Raw genomic sequence first — 22369 nt, 5'->3', positions numbered from 1 at the left:
GTAATAAGTGTTGCCGTCAGCTGCCCCAACAAAGGCATCTAAATCGCCGTCGCCGTCAATATCGACAAAGGTGGGGGAGGCGTAACTCCCCACATTGGTGAGTCCGTTGGGGTTAATTTGGGGGGCGGCAAAGGCTGGGGCGTTGGGGGTGCCGGTATTCTGGTAGTAATAAGTGTTGCCGTCAGCTGCCCCAACAAAGGCATCTAAATCGCCGTCGCCGTCAATATCGACAAAGGTGGGGGCGGCGGAATCCCCCACATTGGTGAGGTTGAAGGGGTTGGTGACGGGGGCGGCAAAGTTGGGCATGGTTTTTTAATGGTAATGGGCTGATTTGGATTTTTAGCGATTTCTCAGCGGCTTTCCACAAGGGTTGTTTGAGTGTTTTGGGGCCGCTCTTCCCTAGTTGGGATGAAATTTTATATAATTTCTTCTACTTCCTAATATAGGGGTGGCTGAGGGTTTTGTATAGCTTTTGCTTGGTTGAATTTTTTAACCCTTGATTTGGGGTATGGACGTGAGCTTGAGATCCCCCTAGCCTTAATAAAGGGGGGAACCGGAATTTTTTGAGCTGTCAGGGGCGATCGCAAAGTGAAACGACTTCTTAGCTATTTGAAGCTTTAGTAAAACCGAGAGGCTTTTGTAGCAGCTTAATGGCGATGCGCGAAGATCCTATTCCGGTTAAATAGGGGCGCAAATGTCGATTAAGGAAGGAGAGCATTGGTTCGTTTTCTGCCGCGACTGAAAAAGTACAATTCTCTATTTCACTATCAATTTGCCGTTTAATTGATACGGCTAATAAGGATATTCCTCGACCTAATTTTTGATACTTTGTTCGCACAAATAAGCTGGAGTAGCGAATAGTATCCGGGGCGACGCGATGGGCGATCGTCCAGCCGATAACTTCTCCATTATGGCGCAATCCTAAACTATTGAGCGGTTCGATTCTGGATTCGTCGCTAAAGGGGTTCAATGGGTTGGGATATTCCTGTTGTTGGAGAATGGCTTGGCGCTCCTGCGCGGTTAATTCGCTCCAGGGAAAAACGGTAAATGAATCGGGTAAGGGATATTTGTACAGCCAAGGAGCGAGAGCAATTTTTTTGGTGGTGGTTTTGGCTAATAAAAAGGTGGTTTGAGGGGGGAGCCAGCCCCTATTTTTTAATAGGGTTTCGAGGGCTAGTGCTGTTAATTCACTACTTTTGTAGGAGATTTCGACTCGCTGACACCCAGATTTGATCAGTTCTTTTTCTAAGCAGCTTATCAGGGTTGTGCCGATGCCTTGATGTCGATAATTGGGGACAACAAAGCAGGAGATTATACTGGCATATAAGGATTGCTGCTTCTGCGTATCTGGAATCATTTCTGCAATAACCATTCCTACCATTTGATGGGAAATGGTGGCGGAAATTCCGACAAGTTCGCCGCGTTTAGTTTGGGTTTGCCAGCGTTTTTGCAGGCTGGGAAAGGTGAAGGCATCGTAGGCGGAAATATTGTCGGCGGTGAGGTTGTAAACGGCTTGATATTTGACGGGAGAGCGCCTTTCTTCTGGTTGACGCGGTGGGTTTAGCAAGGTTGGTTTTCCAGAAGTCAGGCTTTCAAGGGCTGTTCTCACTTCGGTATTGTCGGGTTTGAGGCGCAGCGCTGCTCTCAAATAACCTTCAGCTATGACAGTTTCTTTGCGCGAGGCGTGCAACTTTCCGAGGTTGAGATAGGCGAGATAGAAATTCGGATCGAGGCGTACTGTTTCTTCATATCCAGCTTTTGCTGCTGCGATATTCCCTTGCAATAGGTAAGCGCTGGCGAGATTGCAGCGGGTGGCTGCTAGATTAGGATTAATCTGGATGGCGCGTTGGAGTAGGGCGATCGCTTCTGGGATTTTTCCCTGTAATTGTAGGAGATTTCCTAAGTTATTGTAGGCTGGGATATAGTTGCGATCGCGGGAAATGGCTTCTTGAAAATATGCGGCTGCTTCTGCCAATTTTCGTTGTTTTTGTAAGTCCCTGCCGCGATCGAAAGCGGAGGCTGCGGTTTCTGGAGGGGGGCAGCCACGGGGGGCTGCCCCTACGGTTTCGATCATTTCGGTGATTTTGACAGATGTTTCAGGGGGTTGATCAATGCCTGGTCTGATTGATATAATGCTAGAACCAGGGAAAGTAACTAAACGTTCGATTTCGTCGGTTTGAAATCCTAATGCCATTGGCTGCCGCACTCCGGGCAATACAGCAATGTCAAATAATTCTTTGACGACTTCTTCAAATATCAGCGAGTGGACGATGTTGCCTGTGTTTAAATCTATTACCATCAATCCGCATTGAGGTTGTTGCTGTTGGGCGGATAAGCGATCGCTTAATGTCAATCCTTGAAAGTTTTCATGTCTGGGTTTGGAGAGTCCGACGATCGCATAGTTGTTATGAAATGCTAACCCTCTCACAAAACCGGGGCAGAAGGCGATCGCCTGAAATTGTCCATTTTCTACATAGCCTAATTCGCCAGTAGCGGAGTTGAGTACCCACAGTTTATTCTGGTAAAATCGGGGCGAGTGGGGCATGGTTAAGCCGCTACAAATGATTTCGTTGGAACGAATATCGATAATGCAGCCGCCGCCGCCTCGATGCGATCGCCAACCTGCGGGAATATCGGTTTGGGAACAAGCAGTGACGTAAGCGGGTTCCCCGTCTACCATTGCTAATCCGTTGAGGTGGCAGCGATCCTCGGCGGCGAGGGAGGAGATAAAGGGCGGTTGCCAGATGGGGCGAAAACTGTAGTCGCGATCGCGCGTTGCCAGACAGCTAAATTGGGTGTTGACAAATACCCAGTTTTGCGATTTATCTACGATTAGGTCGTGAGTATTGATGTCGCCGGTGGTGTAGCCGATGCTGGGAACGTAGAGTTTATCGTACCCTAAATAATCGCCCACTTCCTCACGGCAAAGGTTGTCAAATTGCCAGATTTGATAAGAGGTACTCATCACGAGGCCTTCTGGGGTGGCAAATAGTCCCATCGGGCGATCGAATTCGCGATCGAAGACTGAAAGTTGGCCGTCAGATTTCAATCCGATCAGGAATAGTCGATTGGTTTGATAGGTGGTGAAGGCGAGGCTGATTTTCTGTGCAGCCAGCCATTCATTAAGGTGTGTTAAGGGGGTAATCTGAACAATAGAACTCATAAATTGGCTTTGTAGTTAGAGATTTTTTAGGTACGTAATTAGGTGGATATATTGTAAGTTTTAAACCCCTGTGGATTTTGCCGATCGCATCCACACGGAGGTTGGCAATCACTGTACGGGTGTGCGGGTAAATGGGCGGATGGTGACGCTGGACTCACTTTTGAAAAATGGCAACATCGTAGAAATCCTAACTCAGAAAAATGGTCATCCGAGTTTGGACTGGGTGAACTTTGGTAACTGTAGTTTAGACTAACTAAAGATGAGAACGGTGGCTTCCAGAAGAACTAGAGCCACCGCGCCAGGAGAGAATGAGGGTGAAAAAGAAAACCTATCCACTCCTTAAATAAACAGTGAACGATTAAAGGACTTTCGTCAAGCAGCATAGGAGTTATTGGTACGAGGCAAGGATGCAACATTTGATCGGTTTGAGTTGAAATTGGTACTCCTACGAAACTGCCTAAACATAGGGGAAAATCCCCCGGTTGGGAAACAGGAAAGATACGTACCAAGGCACCGTGCTATCCCACTGTAAAAAAACGGGTTTCTCGACGCAAAAAGTCTTCAAAATTAGTTATTTAATCTTCTTTATCTTGAGTTTTTGAGCAAAAGCTTGCCGGATATTCAAAGGCGGCTACTTTTAGCTGCAATCATTTTTTAGTCTAAACTACAGTTTGTAATTGTGCTAATTCAAACAGACTCCGTACATCCCGTTCTGTCTCCCTTTGCACACCTCGGAGTAGGTTGCAAAAGCCGCGAATACATGGATTGTCTCTGCGACAAAGCACGTCAAGAAGGCGTACTGCTTGACGAACCAAAAGATGCTGGATATCCGATCGGCTACTGGGCTTTTTTGCGCGAGCCGGACGGTCACACGCTCAAACTATCCTACGGGCAGGAAATCGGATTTACAGTGGAGGATGCTACTTAAAGTTATTATATAGCAATCCTAAATGATTTGCGTAATTATTGTAGGGGCAATCCCACGCCTGGTTGGCCCGATAGATAGGGGTAGGCACGGGGAGTAGGGGTAGCACTACCCCTACAAATTTATCTGAATGATTTAAGATTGCTATAATAAACAAATCGCCCTCCAAAACCGATCGTTTCTCATCTGGAAATAGACTGGAGAATCAAATGACCGCAGCAATCATCGCACCACCCAGAAAAGAATCACCCCTTCTGTTTGAGGGACTCACTTGGAGAGAGTTCAAAGCAGTTGAGCAATTGTTAGACCGTCCTGGATATCGACTTTCTTTCCTGGATGGAATTCTGGAGATTAAACTAATGCCTGGAGAACCCCACGAAACCGTTAAGAAGAGAATTGCCGCATTGGTGGAACTGTACCTGCTGATGGCGGGGTTTGACTTTACTCCAACTGGCTCAATGACGCTAGAAAGTGAAGGGGTAGCCGTTAAGCGAGAGGCGGATGAATCTTATAAACTTGCTCCTGGTAGTAGGCTACCCGATTTGGCGATCGAGGTCGTGTTTTCCAGTGGTGGCATCAACCAACTGGAGGCATACAAGCGGCTGAAGATAAAGGAAGTGTGGTTCTGGGAAGATGGATTGTTAGAGGTTTATCACCTCCGGGGAGAGGGCAATACACTTTATTATGAACAGGTTTCCAGTAGTGAGGAGGTGAAAGGGATCGATTTGGATTTGTTGTTGCGTTGCATCAATATGGTGAATCATGTTGATGCAGTTAAGACTTTTCAACAGGCCCTCCAAAAATAGCTGAAAATAGGGGATTGGGCCTCCCCTGTTACCACCTTTGTTGGCATCTCAATATCGGCAAAAAGCAATGGGGAATGGCAATGATGCAAGTTGTAATTGTAGGATCGGGGCCAACTGGTGCGGCACTTGCCTTGCTGCTGGTGAAACGAGGTATTGCTGTTACCTTGGTTGAGGCTGCAAAAGATGCCTACCGAGTGTTTCGCGGTGAAGGGTTAATGCCCAGCGGATTGGATGCGATCGCCCAAATGGGCTTATCCACTATGCTAGAAGGTGTTCCACACCGACAAATTGATGCCTGGGAGTTCATTGTGGGCGATCGGCAACTCTTTCGAGTTGATGAGCCAATGGGGTCAAATCGACCTTGTACGCTGGTATCGCAACCCCCTTTGCTAGAAACACTAATTTCAGAAGCTCAGTTGCATCCAGAATTTGAATTTATCTCAGGTGTTCCCGTAAAAGATTTACTGTACAGCAACGATCGCATTGCGGGTGTAAAGCTAGGAGATGGGCGAGAGATTCCTGCTGCACTTGTCATCGGTACAGATGGTAGAAACTCGGTGGTACGACAGCGTGCAGAATTAGAGTTAGTAAAACAGCAGAATAGTATAGATGTTCTCTGGTTTAAACTTGCCGCTCATCCTCAGTTTGTGGCGGATAATGTATTTTATTCCATCCTGAATGGCGGTAGCGGATTCAGTGTTTTTCATGGGGCAGAATCAGGAAAACTTCATCTGGCTTGGGTGCTATCGGCCGATGACAAAACCGATCGGAAACACACAGATTGGGCAGAAACTTTCGCATCGCTATCTCCTGGGTGGATGGCAGAACATTTCCGCAACTGTGCCGATACGATCGAATCTCCGATGCGATTATCTGTTGTGGTTGGTCGCTGTCCGCGCTGGCATCGACCAGGAATCATACTTTTGGGGGATGCGGCACATCCGATGTCTCCGGTTCGCGCTCAAGGAATTAACATGGCGTTCCGCGATGTAATTGTTGCCGCCAATCACCTTGTACCTTTATTGAAAGCAGGGGCTAATTACGAGGATATTGACTTAGCATTATCGCGGATTCAGGCAGAACGCGAACCGGAAATTATTCGCGCCCAACAACTTCAAGCACAAGAAGCGTGGAAAGGCGAACAACTGCGAAAAAATGGATTATTGCGTTTATTGATGATGCAAACGGCTCCGTTTTTGGGTGAAAAAATTAAACAATTTTGGGTAAAAGGACAGTATGAATTGCGCCAAGGAGTAACGCAGGTAAAATTGGTTGTGTGAAAAGAGGAAATTCAAAGTTAGGAGAAAATTGTATGCGATCGACAACTATCAAAGGACCGATCGGCACTATTCACATCATCGAAGCCAGCCCCCCTGTCACTGCTGGGGAGTCCGAACCGCTGCCGGTGGTGTTCCTGCACGGTATGGCGGTTTCTGCGAACCTCTGGGATGCCCAGCTTGCCCATGTCGCCCTTACCCGACGCGCGATCGCCCTTGATATGCGGGGACACGGTGATTCTGCACCGCCGGAGGACGGCAACTATGCGCCCGTTTCCTGTGCAGCGGATGTTTTGGCGGTACTGGATGGGCTGGGACTCGATCGAGTGGCGATCGTCGGGCACAGTTTCGGTGCTTGTATTGCCCTCGCCACAGCAGCCAGCGCACCGCACCGCATCGCGCAGTTGATCCTGGCAGACGCACCTGGAGACTTTACCAAGGTTCCTGCAGAGGTGTACGAACTGATCGTCCCCTTCCAGAGGACTCTGGAGACGGAGGATTGGCGGGCTGCCGTGGAAACCAGCTTTAACGAGGCGCTGACAGGAAGCACGGCCCCTACGCGCGATCGGATACTCGCTTGCTTGGCGGCGACTCCACAGGATTGCCTGTCTGGAATGTATCGCGCGATGTTTGCCTTTGAAGCCGTTGATGCTCTCGATCGCTACCTTGCAGCCTCTGGAACACGAGCCCACGCCATTATTGCTCCCTCAAACACTTTTCCCTTCAGCCTCCACATCCTCCGTCCCACACTGACGACAACTACGATCCCCGATACTGGACACTGGCTAATGCTGGATGCGCCAGAGGCCTTTGCTAAGGAACTGGATATTTGTTTGGGAAAAGAATCGATATGAATGACTCCTCCCTAAGTAGCTACAAACAGCAAATTCTTAATGACTTTAACAACCGTCAAAACTACGAGACTGATCTTCATATACGGGCTGCAAACCGATTAGTCGAGTTGGCAGAAATACAACCCGGTCAGCAAGTTTTAGATGTCGCTACTGGAACAGGTTTAGCGGCGATTGCTGCGGCTTTTGCTGTTGGTTCCACAGGTCGTGTTTTGGGAACTGACTTTGCTTCGGGAATGCTGCTGCAAGCCGAGCAGAAAGTCGCTGTTTCGGGACTCACGAATATCAGGTTTGAGAAAGTGGATGCAGACGAGCAAGAGTTCCAGGAAAGCCAATTTGATGTTATTTTGTGTTCGTCGGCGATCGTCTACTTCACAGATATTCCGACATCGCTGCGTCGATGGCACAATGCTCTGAAACCAAGAGGGTTACTTGCATTTTCCTGTCTGGCAGAAACCTCGCCTACCGCGTCTGTCTTGTTTCGGAAAGTAGTACAAAGATACGGTATTGCTATCCCGAATCCCAATGAGTTACTGGGAACGCCGCAGAGGTGTTGCCAAATGCTTGACAATATCGGCTTTGAAGACATCGAAATCACGACTGAGCAATTTGGCTTCTACTTGCAAGATGCGGAAGCTGCGTGGACTGGCAATGCCAAGAGTGCATTCGGGCTTCAAAATGTGAAATGGTCAGATGAACAGTGGCAGCAGTGCAAGCTGGAATATTTTACAGAAATAAATGAAGCTTCAACCGCAGCAGGTTATTGGAACGATATCACAATGTTCTTTGTCAGAGCCCATAAATCTGGTCAAGTCGATGCACTCCTTACTTAACAAATCTTTTGTCTGTCAAAGTATGCAGCATATTCACATCGCTAAAATTTCCGAGTTTGATGAGGGATTAATTCTCCATTTAATTGAGGAAAGTCTGTCCCAAGGTTTTCAGTTTGTGGAAAGACTGGTTCGAGATTATCGTAATGGTTATAACTGCTTCGACAAGGTGGGTGAAGCTTTATTTATAGCGTTATCGCAGGAAAGAGCGATCGAAATTTGCGGCTTGAATCGAGATCCTTATTTCAACGATCCAAAAGTTGGACGATTGCGGCATTTGTATGTTGAGTCAGTTTGGCGGGAAAAGGGGGTGGGGCGTTTATTGGTCGATCGGCTGATTTACGAAGCCAGTCAGCATTATCAGTTATTGACGTTGCGAACAGATACGCCAGCAGCCGACAGGTTTTATCAAAAATTGGGATTCAAGACTCAGGGCAATTGGCAGCATACGACGCATCATTTACAATTGAGCGAGATAGACTGTGCGTGACTTTTAGTTTTACCAAAATTCATCGAGAGTTAAGTTGTGGGGGTTTGTGAGGATGAAGGCGTTGTTATCTTTGATTAAGTCACCGCTACAGAGAATCGGTAAGCGTTCTTGATAAGCTTTAATCGCCAGGATATAATCTTTGTCTGCGAGAGAGGTTTGAATTTTCCGCAATTTGTCAGCTACAAGGCCGAGGAGAGTTATTTCGCCACTTAATTTTTGGGTATTTGGGGTATGAATTTGCATAACAATTCCCTGAATTATCGTGTTGGGAATGCTGGTAAGTAGTTCGCTTAAAATTTCAATTTGAGGGCGATTTTCTGCGTTTTCTAGGGTTTGGATTGCCTCGCGGATGCGGGCTGCATAATCTCCCAGGTTTTCCCGGTTAGGTAGCAATATTTCAAATTCTTCTGCATCGGCTGTTGGTTTGTGCCAAAGTGTGGCATTATCTAAGAAAGGTTGGTCTTCATGCCAGCCGTGAGTTTGTAAGTAATTTCTCAGTTGATTTAGCTTGATTGTTTCGAGAGTTTTGCTATCTTTTACGGTGACTTTCATGGTTGAACTCCTTGGCTAATTCTCTCCATAATTGACTGAAGGGCGGCGACTGTAAATTGGTTGGTTTTGGGGATGGTGACGTTGACAGAGTTTGTGTTTGGTGTTTCTCGGTTTCCCCGCAGCGAGATCCAATATCCGCAGCCTCTGATGCAGAGTTCTGTTTCGGACTGGGTTAACCAGTCTTCGGGTGTTTCGGGGATTAAAACGACAACTAAAATTCGGGGAATGGCGAAGTTATCCATTCTTAAGTCGTCGTAGTTTTTGAGCTTGAGGGGGTAGCGGATGGAGGTATCGTCTTGGATATCTCTTGATGTAGATTTTAACTGCAATTCTAAGCGAGGTGCTCTGATGGGGCCTGTCCCGCCTTTCGCAGCTACTCCCCAATCCACGCTATCATCGTCTACGAATGGTTTGTAGAGGGAATAGCCGGCAACTGTGGTGACAGCTTGCAGGTAGATGTTGCTGAATTGTTCTTTTTGTTGGTTGATGTCCACTTTTTACGTAGCGATTATTCTTGTTAACCTGTTTGGTTTTAACTATGTAGATAAAATTACATCATGTTGGTTATGGTTTCCTTGATTTGTATCGGTTGGTTGGTGACAATGGAGTAGAGAACATCGGGGTCTAAATCGGCTCCATTTTCCCAGTAAATTGTCCCCCATTCTGGATTTAGTTTGACTTGGTTAAAGTAAGTCAAGTCTTGCAGGGGGGCGAAGATTCCGGTAAATTCGATTAATTGGCTAATGTCAACTACTCCCTCTTGGTTATCTTCAAATTTGAGGTAAAGTTGATAGTTTTCTAATGGTTGAACTGAGCTAATATCTTTGAGCATTGTTTATTCCAAAGGGGCAATAGGTTCTAATGGTGTTTGGAGTCTGGCAAGTTGCCAGTTTTGCATGAGCTCTGTTTGATGAAGGGCAGCCCACTCTACAACTAATCCTAAGATGCGAGGGGAAAGTGTGCCTTCTAGGATTGAGAGGGTTTCGATATCAATGATGGCTTTTTGTTCATTGTAGCGGGCATGAAAGTGCGGGGGCGGGTGGTCGTTATAGTACATCGTGATGATGATGCCTAAAAATCGGCTGAGCTCTGGCATTAGATTGTCTGCTCTACAATTCTTTCGGCTTTTTTTCCCAGGTTTCGTAAGCTGTTACGCATTTAAAATAGTATTGTAGGGTGCGTCAGCCCTTTCTCGTTTCCCTTGTAAGCGTAAGTGTTTTAGCTGACGCACCCTACAGACCTCGTTAGTGGTTTAAATGCGTAACAGCTTAAGACTAAATCTGCTCAATACATTGTTTAATATTGCTTAAAACGTGCGTTTTGGTTCCAATTATACTAAAAAATCCACCTCGCTATCTGCTGTTGCTTCACCCCTGGCAACCGAACCAAAAACGCGCACATTTAACGCGCCTGGGTGAGTAGCAATTATCAGGATATCGGAGGGCTTGGACTTCAGCAATTCCTCACTTCCCATAACTCCACCCCCGCAGATTTTCCCGAATCCTCGCCTCTAACTTGGCACTCTCGGCAAATTGCCTCTCCCACTTCGCCGTCAAATGCAGCATCTTCTCGTCCAAACCCTCTTCCTTCTCCTCCTCCTCCGCCTCCGCCCCCACATACCTCTCAGGAGTTAAAACATAACACTTACCGTTTTGGTTTTTTGTGGCCTTTTGACTCCGCACCAGTGTTACAAGTCTTCTGGAAAGTACATTTGCAGCAAATCTGCCCCGCCCTAACCCAACTAGCCTAACTTCTCCAGAACTTAGGTAAAAAGCACCTAAAGTATGATGCGAAACTCGGGCAATACTCTTATTCTATAAATCCATCGGGCATTAAACCGATATCCACAACCGCCAAGATTTAGTGCCAAAAATTAAATCTTTCCGGCGAAAAGTTGCTATTTAATGAATAAGACTTTACAATCCAGCAAGGTCAATGAAACTCTCAATGAGAAGTGCTGCAAGCACTAACCCGAAATGGGTCGCAAGTGCCAAAAAGCAGCAAAAGCTACATTTTTTAACTCTTTCAACAGCAAAGCATTGGCAAAAAACCCAGGGATCGACGGTTGGCATCTTGGAACGAATGCTTTGCTCGCAATACTACAAATGTATCAAAACTTGTCAGCCAAATTTAGTCCTAACAGATGCCTAGCTGTAACTCTTGCTGCGTAAGGTTTCAGTTTCTAATTAGGCTCGTTTTATTGTCTTTAACTACTTGAGTGAGGATTTGCCCGCATGGTTTCGATTTCTACAACTCAATCCGATGTGCTACCTTTGTCTTCGCCAACCCCAGTTGCTGCAACCCAAAGCAGCGTGGCTGCTGCAACTGGGGTGTGCGTGACGGTTCACGGTCACTTTTACCAGCCGCCTCGGGAAAACCCTTATCTGGACGCGATCGAACGCCAAGCCAGCGCCTCTCCAGCCCACGACTGGAACGAACGCATTGACAACGAGTGCTACCGCCCGAACGCCTTTGCCCGCATACTTAACGATCGCGGCGAAGTCGCGGGGATCGTCAACAACTACGAGTATATGAGCTTCAATATCGGGCCGACCCTGATGAGCTGGCTGGAACGCTATGACCCGGAAGTCTACCAGCGGATTCTGGAGGCCGATCGCAAAAGCTGTCAGCGGCTCAACGGTCACGGCAACGCGATCGCCCAAGTCTACAATCACATCATCATGCCGCTGGCTAACGAGCGAGACAAATACACCCAAATTCGCTGGGGGATCGCAGATTTTCGCTCCCGGTTCGATCGCGATCCCGAAGGAATGTGGCTCGCCGAAACCGCCGTAGACTACGCCACCCTCGAAGTTTTGGTCGCTGAAGGCATCCGCTTCATTGTCTTAGCCCCCTCCCAAGCCGAACGCTGCCGCCCGCTAATCGGGCAAAACCACGAAGGGGAACCAGGGCACAATTCCGAATGGCACGAAGTCGGCGGTGGTCAAATCGATCCGACTCGCCCGTACCGCTGCTATTTGAAACCAGAAATGCGGTTGATGGCTGACCACCAACTCTCGCCACTGAGCACTCACCATTTTGGCCGCCAGCACTCCCAAAATTCTGCTGCCCCACCTGCCAACACTCCCTACATTGATATCTTTTTCTACGACGGCCCGATCTCGCGGGATATGGGATTCAATGACGTTCTCAGCAGCAGCCACCACTTGGTGGGGCGCTTGGGTCAAGCAGTGCGGGGAGACCACCGACCGGCTCAATTAATCTGCGTGGCGACGGACGGCGAAACTTTCGGTCACCACAAACACAGTACCGAAAAATGCCTCGCTTACGCCTTCACAGAAGAGTTTCCCCGCCGCGGCTGGACGGTGACGAATTTTGCTCATTATTTAAGTCAAAATCCGAGCGCTTGGGAAGTGGAACTCAAACCCGTGACGGCCTGGAGTTGCTCTCACGGGGTCGATCGCTGGCAAGATGATTGCGGCTGCGGTGGCGGCGGCGGATGGCACCTCAAATGGCGCCGCCCTCTGCGGGATACTCTGAATTGGCTGCGCGATCGACTGATTCCGATTTACGAAGAAGCGGGGCGCAAGCTGTTTTGCGATCCCTGGAAGGCCAGAGATGAATATATTGAGGTCATCCGCGATCGATCGCCCACTAACGTTGACAGTTTCCTCCAACGCCATCAAGTGCGCCCCCTCGATGCCGGAGAACAAGTGGACGCCCTGCGACTGCTGGAAATGCAGCGCCACACCCTGTTAATGTTCACTAGCTGCGGCTGGTTTTTTGAAGAAATCTCGCGGCCAGAAGGCGTGCAAATTCTGCGCTACGCGGCCCGGGCGCTGGAATTGGCGGGCGAAGTTACCGGCATCCAGCTAGAAAAGGATTTTGTCGCTCAACTAGCCCTCGTACCCAGCAACGTTGAGTATTTCCAAACAGGAGCCGAAGTTTACCGCAAACTGGTGGTGACAGCCCAAATTAGTCTCAAACAAGTGGCAGCCCACTACGCGATCAGTTCTCTCTTTGCCAAATATCCCCGCGAACAGCGAGTTTACTGCTATCAGGCCCTGCAGGAAGATTTCCAAATTCAGCGCATGGGCTCGATGACTCTGGCTGTGGGTCAATTGCAGTTAACCTCGGAAATTACGCGGGAAAAAGAGGTTTTTGTGTTTGCTGCGTTGCACCTCGGCGGCTGGGACTTCCACTGCTGCATTCAGCCTTTTGGCAGCCGCCGATCGTACACTATGCTCAAAGAGCGGTTGTTTGGAGTTATGCAAGAAGCTTCGGCAGCCCACGCCATTCTGGAAATGGTTCGCCTGTTTGGGGATCAGTCGTTTAGCTTGCGGGATTTATTCGCTGAGGAACGCCACCGGATCGTGCAGTTGCTGAGTCAGGAAAACTTGACTCGGTTGGATCAGCTTTACACTCAGGTTTACCGCGAAAATTACGGGGTGATGATGGCGTTCCACCGAGACGAGTTGCAGGTGCCGGTAGAGTTGCAGGTGGCTGCTGAGGTGGCTTTGGGACATCGCTGTTTGACGGCGGCCAAGGCCCTGGAAGTGGAAACGGAGGATGTGGAACCCCTGCTGGCCGAAATTGAGGCGATCGCCACTGAAAGCGGCCATCTCCGCTGTCGGTTGAACGTTCCCGAAGTCAAACAAATTTTGGAAAAGATGATTTGGCGATCGCTAGACGCGCTGCTGCAAGCAGGATCGGGGGCGGAGGATCTCTCGCCTGTCCAGTTAGAAGCTGATATCCGCACGATCGAGCGTTTGATTGCTGTGGGCGATCGGCTGAGTCTGGGTTTGTGTTTGGACAAATCGCAGGAACTGTATTTCGATTCTCTGTACAGTCAAATTGTGCCTCTGTGTTTGGGCTGGCTGCAACTGCAAGATGCCTCGGCGGGCGAGAGTGTGGTCGCTGCCGTTGCCTTGGGGATTGCAGGTTCCGGCGCCGGCTGGGACTTGTCTTCGATCCGGCAGTTGCTGGAGTTGGGTCAAACCTTGGCCGTTGATGTTGAGTGTTGGTTAAATCAGTTAAGTAAATAGTTTCCTGATTAGCCTGCATCAATTCCCGCCCTTGAGAATCCACCCGATCGAGCTTTAAAGGCCGATCGGGCCTGCGGGTTCAACCGAGAATCATCAACATTTCGGCTGACGTGGATCGCGGCTGGAGCTCGAAGCAGCGACAGGGAACCGCCAACTTTGTTTAAGTTTTCGCTCTACTTGTGGGAAGATAAGAAGACTGTCGGCAAAGCGTACAAGTGTTAAGCACCCGTAGGCTTTGCAGAGTTTTGAAGAGAGAACACTAAATATAAGTCTATGAAAGTTGGCGATCGCGTTTGCATTAAAAACTCTGTTGTTGTCTACCACCACCCTCAAAATCGCAGTCAACCATTTGATATTAAGGGTATGGAAGGAGAAGTCGTGGCGATCGTTCACGAATGGCATGGCCGACCTGTCAGTGCTAATTGGCCGGTTCTAGTTCAGTTTGACAAAAAATTTCGAGCTCACCTGAAAGAGGATGAGGTCGAATTGATATCCTCGGAAGTATAGCTGTCTCAAAAAAAAGTTGAAGCCGGAGGTCATATAACTATTGTAGAGTTTGTAGTGAGGAGTTCAGTTTTTTCTGTGGCTTTTAGTCGATCGGCAGAACTAAATTCCTTACTACAAACCATCTTGTTTGTTTCATCCTTAATTTTTCGACCGTCCGCGGCTGAACCAACCTAAAATATTCCAATCTCCCTGCATTTTCTGCAATTCCTGCTGATGCTGCTTGGCTGTAGCGTAATACCACTGGCAGTGAAGTTCTAGTTCTTGACGGTACTTAATTTCATCGTAAAACTCGCGGACTATTTGGTGTCTCTGAAAAATTTCGGCCGCGGGAGTCGGTTCTGGGGCAATGTTTTGCAACTCGTGGGGCAGCATGATTGTTTGGGGGCGACTGTGGCTAATATTTGCTGTAATGACTTTAAGCTAACACACAGAATCATAGGATTTTAGATTTTAGATTTTAGATTTTAGATTTTAGATTTTAAATCGTATCCGTTTGATGCAGAATTTTATCTGATGAATTTTTTTATGGGCAGGTTAGCCTACATATTTGATAAGTATAGGCAAATTATCTAAACCCGCCCCGCCCCTACAATTGGGATGCAACCTGATTTGATATTAGTTTAAATTCTTCAATCTAAAATCCAAAATTTAAAATCTAAAATTCTGTTAAAGCCATCCCCGCAGCCGATAAACGATTAAGCCGATGTATTCTTTCAAAGCTTTAGTGGACTGGTTTAACTGATAGGTATCCGGCAATAAATCCAAGGCGACTGCTTGCCAATTGCTTTGGGATGCTGCAATATCCTGCTGTGTGATCTGAAAGTCTGTTGGTGCCGCAATAGCTTTTATTCCCTGACGCTTGAAAATTAAGAGTGATCGAGTCATGTGCATCGCCGATGTCACTAGCAAAACCGGCCCTTTTATAGCTTTAGCATCTAAAATTTTCCGCACGTTGACGGCATTTTGATAGGTGTTGTGTGAATCGGGGTCTTGCAGAATTGCTGATGACGGTACGCCGATTGTTTGGGCAATTTCTGCCATGTCGGCCGATTCTGGAGGCCCGCCACCTTTCCAATCTACTCTACCGCCGCTGAGAATTAGCAGGGAAGCTTTGCCTTGCTTGTAAAGTCGGGAACCGTAGATTATTCGATCGCCCGCTTCCGCTAATTCTACCCAAGGACGGGGAGGTAAAGCTGCTTTGACACCGCCGCCCAAGACGATAATCGCTTCAGCTTGGGGGAGTTCGGCGGTTGGTAAGTTTTGCCATTCGAGCGATCGAACTAACGATTTTGAAACCCAACCGCTACTTCCGAGGAGTAAAATAATTAGAGCCCCAGCAATTGGCGCAGCCGCCCATTTCGGACGCTTCCAAAGTGTGATTAAAGCCGCCATCATTAACAGGCAACTCAACCCCAAAGGATAAATAAACAGCGGCAGGAGTTTCGAGAGAAATACAAACATTAAGCAAGTAATTCAAATGGCTCGTTAGCGGTAATGGGTAATTGGAAATGAACGATCGTTAGTCGTTAATCTGTAATTAGTAATTTAAGTGCCGGGAGTGGTTAATTTTTAGTAGAGAGTTGTGAATTATAAACTCTTTAACTTAAAGCTTACAACTCAATACTCAAAACTATTTTCGGTGCTAGCGACGATCCTCGGGTCCAGATAACCAGCCAAAGAATGTAGCAGCATCACCCCTAGAGGTTTTGCTATATTTATGACCGTCCCTTTGCACTACTTCTTTGTTGAGGATAGCATCCGAGGTTTTGTCCTTGGGATTTATATTCGGGTTGAGTAGTAATTCGTTGTGCCACCAAGCGACAATTAAACCTGCCGCCACGCCACCGATGACACCCAAGCCGAGACTCAGGGGCAGCGTACATCCTACTAAGCGAAACCCAACGGTAAACAACACAAACCATATCAGCGCGGGGCTAAACCCCTTGGAGTCTCCGGTAAATTTTGGCATAAGCTGCAAGTTGTGTTTGTAATAACACAGAAAGATATTTACAATATTAGCAGACAATCAAATTGGGAAGGGCGATCGATCTGCAACTACTCCCTACAAATCAAGTTTAATTGTACCTCTAAGTCTTGCGCGGTATGTACAATGTTTACAGAAATTTGCTCTAATTCTGTAAAAGGTTCAAAAGCTGCTTGCTGCGAACTCAATAGTTCTGCCGTCGCGTCCGTAATATCGCCCCGGCGCTGTTGCAGCCGTTCTCGCAATACTTCAATTGGTGCGGTGCAGTAAATGATTTGTAGGGGCAAGCCGTGGGATTGAGCCTGATTAATCGCATCCGTTCTCCAGTTTTGGCGATCGAACTTTGCATCTAAAATCACATCCCAACCTCGGTCAGCCAGAATTATCCCCAGCTCTAACAATCTACCATAAGTGTGGGCAGTCATTTCATCTGAGTATAAATCTTGCCCCCCGCGTTCATTTAAAGAAATTCCCCCTAAATGTTTGCGAACAGCATCGGATCGAATATGAATTGCCCCAGTGCGGCGAGCCAAATATCTAGCCGCTGTACTCTTCCCGGAACCAGACAGACCAGACATTAAAATTAACTTCCCTCGGTGCGTTTTTGTGTATTCCCAAGCTAATTTATAGTAATGAGCTGCTGTCTGTAAAATCTGTGCTTTTTCAGCAGTTGGAATCGAAGTATCGTCCAACATTAACGAAGTTACTTTTGCTCTAACATAAGCTTGACGGCTCAAATACAGCGGTAGCAGTTGCACTCCTTCCCAATCGCCTGTTTGTTCGATGTAAGTATTGAGAAAAATATTGCCTAAATCTCTGCGCCCCCGCGATTCCAAATCCATTACTGTAAAAGCGACATCGTACATGACATCAACAAAGCGGAAAGGCTCGTTAAATTCAATGCAGTCGAACAGTAATATTTTATCTTGCCACAATGCTATATTCCGCAAGTGCAAATCTCCGTGACACTCGCGAATTTTATCAGTGACTATCCGCAGGTTAAATAAATCTTGATTTTCCGCAAAAAACCCATCCGTATAATCTTTAGTTTCCTGATATTGTGTCTGAGTCTGCGGCCCGCCGATATATTTTTGCGAAATCAGGTAATTGTTGTCTATTGCGGCACGAATCTGACTGACTTCGCCAAATGTGCGAATGTAGCTATTACTAATTGCCGTGCTGTGAAACTTGGCAACTTCGCGCCCTAAATCTGCCATAAGTTGCTCGGTCAAATGTCCGCATTCCAACAAACTGATAAACAGCGAATCTTGAGGAAATTCCCTCATTTTCAGCGCGTATTCTACAGTAACTTCAGCCGGAGTTATAGCAGGTGAACTGCTGCCAAATTTAAACGAATCGCCAGTCACAACAATTGGCAATACTTCTAGATAAATTTCCGGTGCTGTGCGCTGGTTCATCAGCAATTCTTGAGTGCAGAAATGCTGCCGTTTCTCCAAGCTTGAATAGTCCAAAAAGCCAAAATTTACTGGTTTCTTGATTTTGTAAGTATAATCTCCTGTCAGCAGGACAAAGGAAGCGTGAGTCTGAATTAGCTGCACTGGTTCTGTCACGCCGTGCGGGTAAAACCCGGGCTGCAACATTTGCTGAATCAGAGGTGGGAGACAAGTCATAGCGATTTTGGATTTTGGATTTTGGATTAAATCGATTTGGGATTGGGGATTTAGATAAAGATAACTTAAAAAAAATAGATGTGGACTTGAAGTCGATTTATTATAAAGTTGATAATTAGTGTAAACCAAAAATTACTGATGACAGAAAACAATCAAGATTCTCGCTCCGTGGATGTGTTTGGCGTGGGAAATGCCCTGGTAGACATCCTAGCATTAGTAGAAGATGAATTTGTACTCGGCCACGGGCTGAATCGCGGCGGGATGACGCTGATGAATTCGGAGACGCAGGGGGGGATTTTGCACGATTTAGAGCACAATTCGCTACAAATGCGATCGGGGGGTTCGGCGGCAAATACGATGATTGGTTTGGCTCAGAGTGGCGGTAAAGCCTATTATTCGGGGAAGGTTGCTAAGGATACTAACGGCGAATTTTATCGGCAAGATTTGCTGGCGGCGGGGATTGATTTTAACGTGCATCCTGCTGCTGAGTCGAACGGGCCTACGGGTACTTGTGTAGTGCTGACTACGCCGGATGCGGAACGCACGATGTGTACTAATTTGGGTGTTTCTACTACTCTGGCGGCGACTGATATTGATGTCGATCGACTGGCTCACTGCAAGTACAGTTATGTTGAGGGCTATCTTTGGGATGCTCCGGAGCCGAGAAAGGCTAGCATTGAGACGATGGAACAGTCTAAGCGTCTGGGTGTGAAGGTGGCTTTTACTTTTTCGGATGGCTTTTTAGTTGATCGATTTGCTGATGATTTTCACAAGGTGGTTTCGGAATATTGCGATGTAATTTTTTGCAATGCTGATGAAGTTCGGAGCTTTTTTAAGGAGGAATCTCTGGAAGAGTGCGCTCGGAAAATGAGCGAGATTTCGGATTTGGCTTTTATCACTAATGGGGATAAAGGCTGCATGGTGGTGGAGAACAAACAGATTGTTGATGTGGCTGGATTTCCCGTAAAGGCGATCGATACTGTGGGTGCTGGGGATGCTTTCGCGGGTGGTGTTTTGTTTGGAATTACTAATGGTTTGAGTTCTGCACAAGCGGCTCGTTGGGGCAATTATTTGGCTTCTAGGGTGGTGCAGATTCATGGGCCTCGGCTTGAGGGTTCTCAGGCTCATCTTTTGAGTCAGGTGATTTCTGGTTAGGATTTGAAAGGAGCGATCGCACTTTTTGTGTTAAGGGCGATCGCTCTTTTGAACTGCAGAGAACTCACAGGCGGGACGCCCGTGCCACAATGGATGCTGATGGCGGAAAGGGCGATCGCACATAAGCCAATTCAAGGTATCTGGAAAACAGATTTATGGCGGAAGTAGCGATAAATATCTTTCCGGTGGAGAACCCTCACAAAAGTAATAGTCTCGCCATCAAAATAAAAACCTATTCGATAGTCGCCAACCCGAAGCCGATAGGCATTGTCATCGCCTTTTAATTTTTTTAAGTTAATAATTGTCTGTAAATCAGTAACATTGGGAATTTCCTGAAAAACGATCGCTTTGACTTGCTCAAAGACAGGCGCACTTTTAATAGCTTTTAAATCCTTTAAAAAACTGGGCAAATATTCTACTTTCATTCTTTATCAAGTTCGGCAAGTGCTTCTTGTAAACTTAACGGCTTTTCATCTTTTACTTGGCGCATAGCCTGGAGAAGTCCTCTATCTTCGATCGCCTCCAGGAGATACTCATAGTCGGTATAGTTGAGAATGACTTGACTGATGTTGCCTTCGGTATCGAATATTAATTCTTTGGCAAGTGGATAGTCTTCTATTTTCATAGATTTTGATGTATTGATGGGTGGGGAGGGAATGATGCTTCTATTTTAACAGCGCGCTTCTAAGTCGGGACGGACAACCCAATACTGGCGCCAGCGTTTTTAAATGATTTGGATGATCCTGATTAAACTGTACCTCCGAAAGCTTTGATAATTCTATGCAAAGGTCGATCGCACTTTTTTGATAAAGGGCGATCGCCTACGGGATAGCTGCGCTCGCGCGTACTTTTGAACCGAGAACTCACAGGCGGGACGCCCGTGCCACAATGGATGCTGATTGCAGAAAGGACGATCGCCCTTTCCGCCCGTCGCCGACTTGTGCCTCTGTAGGATGAGCCATAATAAACTAAGCTACAACTCTTGTAGTGCGATCGATTAATCAGCAACTATCGGACACCTTGATTTATGCTAATTCAGAAAATCGTTCAAGAATTACAAGACATCCCGGAAGATAAACTCGCAGAAATCTATGATTTGATTCACTACTTTTGCCTCGGATTAAGACGAGAATGCCCACAGCCACGCACCCCTGGTTTACTGACAGGACAACTCGGTGATGCTTTTTTTTAGCCGCTACCATTCGAGGAACTCGAACAATGGGAATAAGCTACCTTATCGACACCCATATTCTGCTGTGGTGGCTTTTTGACAACCTCAAACTCAATGCCAAATGCCGCGATATCATTCGCAACCCCGATTTTAATATCTTTGTTAGCACTGTTTGGGCCTGGGAAATAGCCACCCAATATCGAATCGGTAAACTTCCCGAAGCCAAACAGATTGTGGAGGAATATTCGCAAATCCTCCACCGATCCCAATTTAGGGAATTAGCTATAACTTCAGCCCATGCCCTCCGCGCTGGCAGTCTGCCCATTGCCCACCGCGACCCTTTTGACCGGATGATTATGGCACAAGCTGAACTCGAAAATTTGCCTGCTATTACCTACGACACAGCTTTTTATACGGGGCTGATTCAAGTTATCCCCACCCCTTAATCAAGAGCGTGAGCATGGGAAGGTCGATCGCTCTTTTGAACCGCAGATATACGCTGATGGACGCGGATGAGGGAAAGGGCGATTCCCTACGGGATAGCTACAGCGCGTACTCAGGTAGCAGTTGAACAATAAAACCTAAATCTAGGTTGTTTAATCGTTGATTTTTGTCATTTTTGCAAAATATACTGACTGATAGTTTGAGTTCTTGAAAAGCTTCTATAGCGCTCGGCACATCCACTCTTGACAAAATAAATTAGTTTAGCTAAGATAGAATTTAGTTAAAATTGCCAAATATAGCAGATGCACATAATCAGCTATCGGCGAGTGCGTGAATATAGCGAAAGTCATGCTGATTGTCGGGAAGTCTTGGATAACTGGTTTAAAATTGCTACAAAAGCCAAATGGTCAAATTTAGTTGAGGTGCAATCTGTTTTTCCTAAAGCAGAAGCAGTTGGAGGTTTTACCGTTTTCAACATCAAAGGCAACAATTATAGATTAATAGTTAGTATCGATTATGAAAGCCAATTGATTTATATCAAATACATTCTTACTCATGCTGAGTATGATAAGGAGAACTGGAAAAATGACCCTTATTTTTAATCCAGATAAATACACAGAGTTATTGTCTCAGTATCAGCCGAAAATCATTAGAACAGAAGTTGAGAATGAAAAGGCTTTGGCTATTGTGGAAGAGTTAATGCACCGTCGCGATCGCACTCCTGAAGAAGATGAGTTATATGAATTGTTGATTGCATTGATTGAAAAATTTGAGCAAGAATATTATGCACCGGGAGTCACAGCTACCCCTAATTCATTGTTGCTATTTTTGATGGAACAGCGCTCGCTAAAACCTGCGGATTTGGTGGGAATTGTTGGATCTGAAGAAGGAGTGTATGCTTTGGTTAATGGTGAGCGAGAGATCGGCAAAGAGCAGGCTGTGATTCTTGGTAGTTTTTTTTATGTAGAGCCGAGTTTGTTTGCTCATTAATAGCTTTTTAATGGCAGATGCAGGCAGATAAAAGGGAATGGATGAAAGCCGATTCCCTAGGGGATAGCTTCGCCGATCGCTCTTTTGAACCACAGATGCACGAGGATGGACGCGGATGGGGGAACGGGCGATCGCACTTTTGAACCGCAGATACACGCTGATGGATGCGGATGGGGGGAAGGGCGATCGCACTCAGGTAGCAGTAGGACAATAAAACGTAAATCTAGGTTGTTTTATCGTTAATTTTTGTCAATTTTGCAAAATATACTGACTAATAATCTGTTTGAGTTCTTGAGGAGCTTCTTTGGCAATCGCCGCTCCTAAATCGGGACGAACAACCCACCACCAAACGAGCGTTTCTAAATGATTTGGCGGTTCGTCGGGGCACCATTCAATAGTATTTTCGTTGACACCAATAATATTGGCACAAAGATTGTTGGCAATGGCAACACGATCGTCTAGTTTTTCAAATTGTACGATGTCTTGCCAGGGCATTTGATGGGGAATAGAATTGAGTATGGATTGGATGTCTAGAGTCAGCATTCGACTGTTCCTCCGAAAGCTCTGATAATTCTGATGCCAAAGTC

The 22369-nt window shown here is 46.7% G+C and carries 29 protein-coding genes and 1 pseudogene; 14 read left to right on the top strand and 16 right to left on the bottom strand.

Annotated features, from left to right (window positions below):
* Together QUB08_RS23060 and QUB08_RS23055 are read right to left on the bottom strand one after the other, a co-directional pair.
* Positions 1-306, bottom strand: a 306-nt coding sequence (locus QUB08_RS23060) for a VCBS repeat-containing protein (RefSeq protein ID WP_333227458.1), incomplete at its 3' end; no start/stop codon positions are given.
* 295 nt (positions 307-601) lie between these two features.
* Positions 602-3163, bottom strand: coding sequence for a TIGR03032 family protein (locus QUB08_RS23055; protein ID WP_333227456.1), 2562 nt, complete (start codon positions 3161-3163; stop codon positions 602-604).
* 64 nt (positions 3164-3227) lie between these two features.
* Between QUB08_RS23055 and QUB08_RS23050 the strand changes: the two are divergent.
* From QUB08_RS23050 to QUB08_RS23020, 7 genes and pseudogenes are all read left to right on the top strand, one after another.
* Positions 3228-3395: pseudogene (locus tag QUB08_RS23050) on the top strand (TGS domain-containing protein); the annotation flags it as partial.
* A 447-nt stretch (positions 3396-3842) separates the two neighbouring features.
* Positions 3843-4091, top strand: a complete 249-nt coding sequence (locus QUB08_RS23045) for a hypothetical protein (protein WP_333227454.1) — start codon at positions 3843-3845, stop codon at positions 4089-4091.
* A gap of 206 nt (positions 4092-4297) precedes the next feature.
* Positions 4298-4894, top strand: a complete 597-nt coding sequence (locus tag QUB08_RS23040; RefSeq protein ID WP_333227452.1) for a Uma2 family endonuclease — start codon at positions 4298-4300, stop codon at positions 4892-4894.
* An 80-nt stretch (positions 4895-4974) separates the two neighbouring features.
* Positions 4975-6174 (top strand): FAD-dependent monooxygenase, encoded by a 1200-nt coding sequence (locus tag QUB08_RS23035; protein WP_333227450.1) that lies wholly within the window; start codon positions 4975-4977, stop codon positions 6172-6174.
* Positions 6175-6206: 32 nt separating this feature from the next.
* Positions 6207-7025: an alpha/beta fold hydrolase gene (locus QUB08_RS23030; RefSeq protein ID WP_333227448.1), complete on the top strand. Its 819-nt coding sequence runs from the start codon at positions 6207-6209 to the stop codon at positions 7023-7025.
* Positions 7022-7855: a class I SAM-dependent methyltransferase gene (locus QUB08_RS23025; protein WP_333227446.1), complete on the top strand. Its 834-nt coding sequence runs from the start codon at positions 7022-7024 to the stop codon at positions 7853-7855. Before QUB08_RS23030 ends, QUB08_RS23025 begins: the two co-directional genes overlap by 4 nt.
* 22 nt (positions 7856-7877) lie before the next feature.
* Positions 7878-8342: a GNAT family N-acetyltransferase gene (locus tag QUB08_RS23020; protein WP_333227444.1), complete on the top strand. Its 465-nt coding sequence runs from the start codon at positions 7878-7880 to the stop codon at positions 8340-8342.
* A 9-nt stretch (positions 8343-8351) separates the two neighbouring features.
* Here the strand turns inward: QUB08_RS23020 and QUB08_RS23015 are convergent, their stop codons facing one another.
* The 6 genes from QUB08_RS23015 to QUB08_RS22990 form a co-directional block, all read right to left on the bottom strand.
* Entirely contained in the window at positions 8352-8894 is a 543-nt protein-coding gene (locus QUB08_RS23015; protein ID WP_333227442.1) for a hypothetical protein, read from the bottom strand.
* Positions 8891-9388, bottom strand: a complete 498-nt coding sequence (locus tag QUB08_RS23010; RefSeq protein WP_333227440.1) for a DUF4365 domain-containing protein — start codon at positions 9386-9388, stop codon at positions 8891-8893. Before QUB08_RS23010 ends, QUB08_RS23015 begins: the two co-directional genes overlap by 4 nt.
* A gap of 56 nt (positions 9389-9444) precedes the next feature.
* Positions 9445-9726, bottom strand: coding sequence for a DUF2442 domain-containing protein (locus tag QUB08_RS23005; RefSeq protein ID WP_333227438.1), 282 nt, complete (start codon positions 9724-9726; stop codon positions 9445-9447).
* 3 nt (positions 9727-9729) lie between these two features.
* On the bottom strand, positions 9730-9990 hold the full coding sequence (locus QUB08_RS23000; protein ID WP_333227436.1) for a DUF4160 domain-containing protein: 261 nt from the start codon (positions 9988-9990) through the stop codon (positions 9730-9732).
* Positions 9991-10224: 234 nt separating this feature from the next.
* Positions 10225-10368, bottom strand: coding sequence for a nucleotidyltransferase domain-containing protein (locus QUB08_RS22995; protein WP_333227434.1), 144 nt, complete (start codon positions 10366-10368; stop codon positions 10225-10227).
* Positions 10358-10576, bottom strand: coding sequence for a hypothetical protein (locus QUB08_RS22990; protein ID WP_333227432.1), 219 nt, complete (start codon positions 10574-10576; stop codon positions 10358-10360). Before QUB08_RS22990 ends, QUB08_RS22995 begins: the two co-directional genes overlap by 11 nt.
* A 552-nt stretch (positions 10577-11128) precedes the next feature.
* Between QUB08_RS22990 and QUB08_RS22985 the strand changes: the two genes are divergently transcribed.
* A complete protein-coding gene (locus QUB08_RS22985; protein ID WP_333227430.1) occupies positions 11129-13900 on the top strand; it encodes a DUF3536 domain-containing protein in 2772 nt (923 codons plus the stop codon).
* Between the two features lie 273 nt (positions 13901-14173).
* Positions 14174-14407 (top strand): ferredoxin-thioredoxin reductase variable chain, encoded by a 234-nt coding sequence (locus QUB08_RS22980; RefSeq protein WP_333047607.1) that lies wholly within the window; start codon positions 14174-14176, stop codon positions 14405-14407.
* A 138-nt stretch (positions 14408-14545) separates the two neighbouring features.
* On the opposite strand, the gene QUB08_RS22975 is transcribed toward QUB08_RS22980, so the two are convergent.
* The 4 genes from QUB08_RS22975 to QUB08_RS22960 form a co-directional block, all read right to left on the bottom strand.
* Positions 14546-14779, bottom strand: coding sequence for a hypothetical protein (locus tag QUB08_RS22975; RefSeq protein WP_242722513.1), 234 nt, complete (start codon positions 14777-14779; stop codon positions 14546-14548).
* Positions 14780-15073: 294 nt separating this feature from the next.
* A complete protein-coding gene (locus QUB08_RS22970; RefSeq protein WP_333227428.1) occupies positions 15074-15868 on the bottom strand; it encodes a YdcF family protein in 795 nt (264 codons plus the stop codon).
* A gap of 181 nt (positions 15869-16049) precedes the next feature.
* Positions 16050-16376, bottom strand: coding sequence for a hypothetical protein (locus tag QUB08_RS22965; protein WP_333131183.1), 327 nt, complete (start codon positions 16374-16376; stop codon positions 16050-16052).
* Positions 16377-16462: 86 nt separating this feature from the next.
* The gene (locus QUB08_RS22960; protein WP_333227426.1) at positions 16463-18022 is read right to left on the bottom strand and encodes an AAA family ATPase; all 1560 of its coding nucleotides are present in this window, start codon (positions 18020-18022) and stop codon (positions 16463-16465) included.
* Positions 18023-18160: 138 nt separating this feature from the next.
* On the opposite strand from QUB08_RS22960, the gene QUB08_RS22955 reads away from it, so the two are divergent.
* On the top strand, positions 18161-19177 hold the full coding sequence (locus tag QUB08_RS22955) for an adenosine kinase (protein ID WP_333227423.1): 1017 nt from the start codon (positions 18161-18163) through the stop codon (positions 19175-19177).
* Positions 19178-19308: 131 nt separating this feature from the next.
* Here QUB08_RS22955 and QUB08_RS22950 read toward each other — a convergent pair whose 3' ends face one another.
* The 3 genes from QUB08_RS22950 to QUB08_RS22940 all read right to left on the bottom strand — a co-directional run bounded on the left by QUB08_RS22950 (position 19309) and on the right by QUB08_RS22940 (position 20185).
* The gene (locus QUB08_RS22950; RefSeq protein ID WP_333227421.1) at positions 19309-19602 is read right to left on the bottom strand and encodes a type II toxin-antitoxin system RelE/ParE family toxin; all 294 of its coding nucleotides are present in this window, start codon (positions 19600-19602) and stop codon (positions 19309-19311) included.
* Positions 19599-19802, bottom strand: coding sequence for a hypothetical protein (locus QUB08_RS22945; protein ID WP_333227419.1), 204 nt, complete (start codon positions 19800-19802; stop codon positions 19599-19601). Before QUB08_RS22945 ends, QUB08_RS22950 begins: the two co-directional genes overlap by 4 nt.
* A 122-nt stretch (positions 19803-19924) precedes the next feature.
* Positions 19925-20185 carry a hypothetical protein gene (locus tag QUB08_RS22940; RefSeq protein ID WP_333227417.1) on the bottom strand — a complete coding sequence of 87 codons (261 nt, stop codon included), beginning with the start codon at positions 20183-20185 and terminating at the stop codon, positions 19925-19927.
* A 19-nt stretch (positions 20186-20204) separates the two neighbouring features.
* On the opposite strand from QUB08_RS22940, the gene QUB08_RS22935 reads away from it, so the two are divergent.
* From QUB08_RS22935 to QUB08_RS22920, 4 genes are all read left to right on the top strand, one after another.
* Positions 20205-20369, top strand: coding sequence for a hypothetical protein (locus QUB08_RS22935; protein WP_333227415.1), 165 nt, complete (start codon positions 20205-20207; stop codon positions 20367-20369).
* A 26-nt stretch (positions 20370-20395) separates the two neighbouring features.
* A complete protein-coding gene (locus QUB08_RS22930; RefSeq protein ID WP_333227413.1) occupies positions 20396-20794 on the top strand; it encodes a type II toxin-antitoxin system VapC family toxin in 399 nt (132 codons plus the stop codon).
* 300 nt (positions 20795-21094) lie between these two features.
* On the top strand, positions 21095-21394 hold the full coding sequence (locus QUB08_RS22925) for a type II toxin-antitoxin system HigB family toxin (protein WP_333227412.1): 300 nt from the start codon (positions 21095-21097) through the stop codon (positions 21392-21394).
* On the top strand, positions 21378-21782 hold the full coding sequence (locus QUB08_RS22920; RefSeq protein ID WP_333227409.1) for a transcriptional regulator: 405 nt from the start codon (positions 21378-21380) through the stop codon (positions 21780-21782). Before QUB08_RS22925 ends, QUB08_RS22920 begins: the two co-directional genes overlap by 17 nt.
* A gap of 249 nt (positions 21783-22031) precedes the next feature.
* Here the strand turns inward: QUB08_RS22920 and QUB08_RS22915 are convergent, their stop codons facing one another.
* Complete coding sequence (locus QUB08_RS22915; protein ID WP_333227408.1) at positions 22032-22325, bottom strand: hypothetical protein; 294 nt, start codon at positions 22323-22325, stop codon at positions 22032-22034.
* Positions 22326-22369 lie beyond the last annotated feature (44 nt).

The organism is Microcoleus sp. BR0-C5 (genome assembly GCF_036705045.1).
In the GTDB taxonomy this organism is placed as follows: Bacteria; Cyanobacteriota; Cyanobacteriia; order Cyanobacteriales; family Microcoleaceae; genus Microcoleus.
Note: the sequence above shows the minus strand (reverse complement) of the source record. Positions and strands in the feature narration are given on the sequence as shown.

Coding starts and splice junctions, on each gene's coding strand:
- QUB08_RS23055 (WP_333227456.1), bottom strand. CDS start 3,163: ATGAGTTCTATTGTTCAGATTACCCCCTTAACACACCTTAATGAATGG.
- QUB08_RS23040 (WP_333227452.1), top strand. CDS start 4,298: ATGACCGCAGCAATCATCGCACCACCCAGAAAAGAATCACCCCTTCTG.
- QUB08_RS23035 (WP_333227450.1), top strand. CDS start 4,975: ATGATGCAAGTTGTAATTGTAGGATCGGGGCCAACTGGTGCGGCACTT.
- QUB08_RS23030 (WP_333227448.1), top strand. CDS start 6,207: ATGCGATCGACAACTATCAAAGGACCGATCGGCACTATTCACATCATC.
- QUB08_RS23025 (WP_333227446.1), top strand. CDS start 7,022: ATGAATGACTCCTCCCTAAGTAGCTACAAACAGCAAATTCTTAATGAC.
- QUB08_RS23020 (WP_333227444.1), top strand. CDS start 7,878: ATGCAGCATATTCACATCGCTAAAATTTCCGAGTTTGATGAGGGATTA.
- QUB08_RS23015 (WP_333227442.1), bottom strand. CDS start 8,894: ATGAAAGTCACCGTAAAAGATAGCAAAACTCTCGAAACAATCAAGCTA.
- QUB08_RS23005 (WP_333227438.1), bottom strand. CDS start 9,726: ATGCTCAAAGATATTAGCTCAGTTCAACCATTAGAAAACTATCAACTT.
- QUB08_RS23000 (WP_333227436.1), bottom strand. CDS start 9,990: ATGCCAGAGCTCAGCCGATTTTTAGGCATCATCATCACGATGTACTAT.
- QUB08_RS22995 (WP_333227434.1), bottom strand. CDS start 10,368: ATGGGAAGTGAGGAATTGCTGAAGTCCAAGCCCTCCGATATCCTGATA.
- QUB08_RS22985 (WP_333227430.1), top strand. CDS start 11,129: ATGGTTTCGATTTCTACAACTCAATCCGATGTGCTACCTTTGTCTTCG.
- QUB08_RS22980 (WP_333047607.1), top strand. CDS start 14,174: ATGAAAGTTGGCGATCGCGTTTGCATTAAAAACTCTGTTGTTGTCTAC.
- QUB08_RS22975 (WP_242722513.1), bottom strand. CDS start 14,779: ATGCTGCCCCACGAGTTGCAAAACATTGCCCCAGAACCGACTCCCGCG.
- QUB08_RS22970 (WP_333227428.1), bottom strand. CDS start 15,868: ATGTTTGTATTTCTCTCGAAACTCCTGCCGCTGTTTATTTATCCTTTG.
- QUB08_RS22965 (WP_333131183.1), bottom strand. CDS start 16,376: ATGCCAAAATTTACCGGAGACTCCAAGGGGTTTAGCCCCGCGCTGATA.
- QUB08_RS22960 (WP_333227426.1), bottom strand. CDS start 18,022: ATGACTTGTCTCCCACCTCTGATTCAGCAAATGTTGCAGCCCGGGTTT.
- QUB08_RS22955 (WP_333227423.1), top strand. CDS start 18,161: ATGACAGAAAACAATCAAGATTCTCGCTCCGTGGATGTGTTTGGCGTG.
- QUB08_RS22950 (WP_333227421.1), bottom strand. CDS start 19,602: ATGAAAGTAGAATATTTGCCCAGTTTTTTAAAGGATTTAAAAGCTATT.
- QUB08_RS22945 (WP_333227419.1), bottom strand. CDS start 19,802: ATGAAAATAGAAGACTATCCACTTGCCAAAGAATTAATATTCGATACC.
- QUB08_RS22935 (WP_333227415.1), top strand. CDS start 20,205: ATGCTAATTCAGAAAATCGTTCAAGAATTACAAGACATCCCGGAAGAT.
- QUB08_RS22930 (WP_333227413.1), top strand. CDS start 20,396: ATGGGAATAAGCTACCTTATCGACACCCATATTCTGCTGTGGTGGCTT.
- QUB08_RS22925 (WP_333227412.1), top strand. CDS start 21,095: ATGCACATAATCAGCTATCGGCGAGTGCGTGAATATAGCGAAAGTCAT.
- QUB08_RS22920 (WP_333227409.1), top strand. CDS start 21,378: ATGACCCTTATTTTTAATCCAGATAAATACACAGAGTTATTGTCTCAG.
- QUB08_RS22915 (WP_333227408.1), bottom strand. CDS start 22,325: ATGCTGACTCTAGACATCCAATCCATACTCAATTCTATTCCCCATCAA.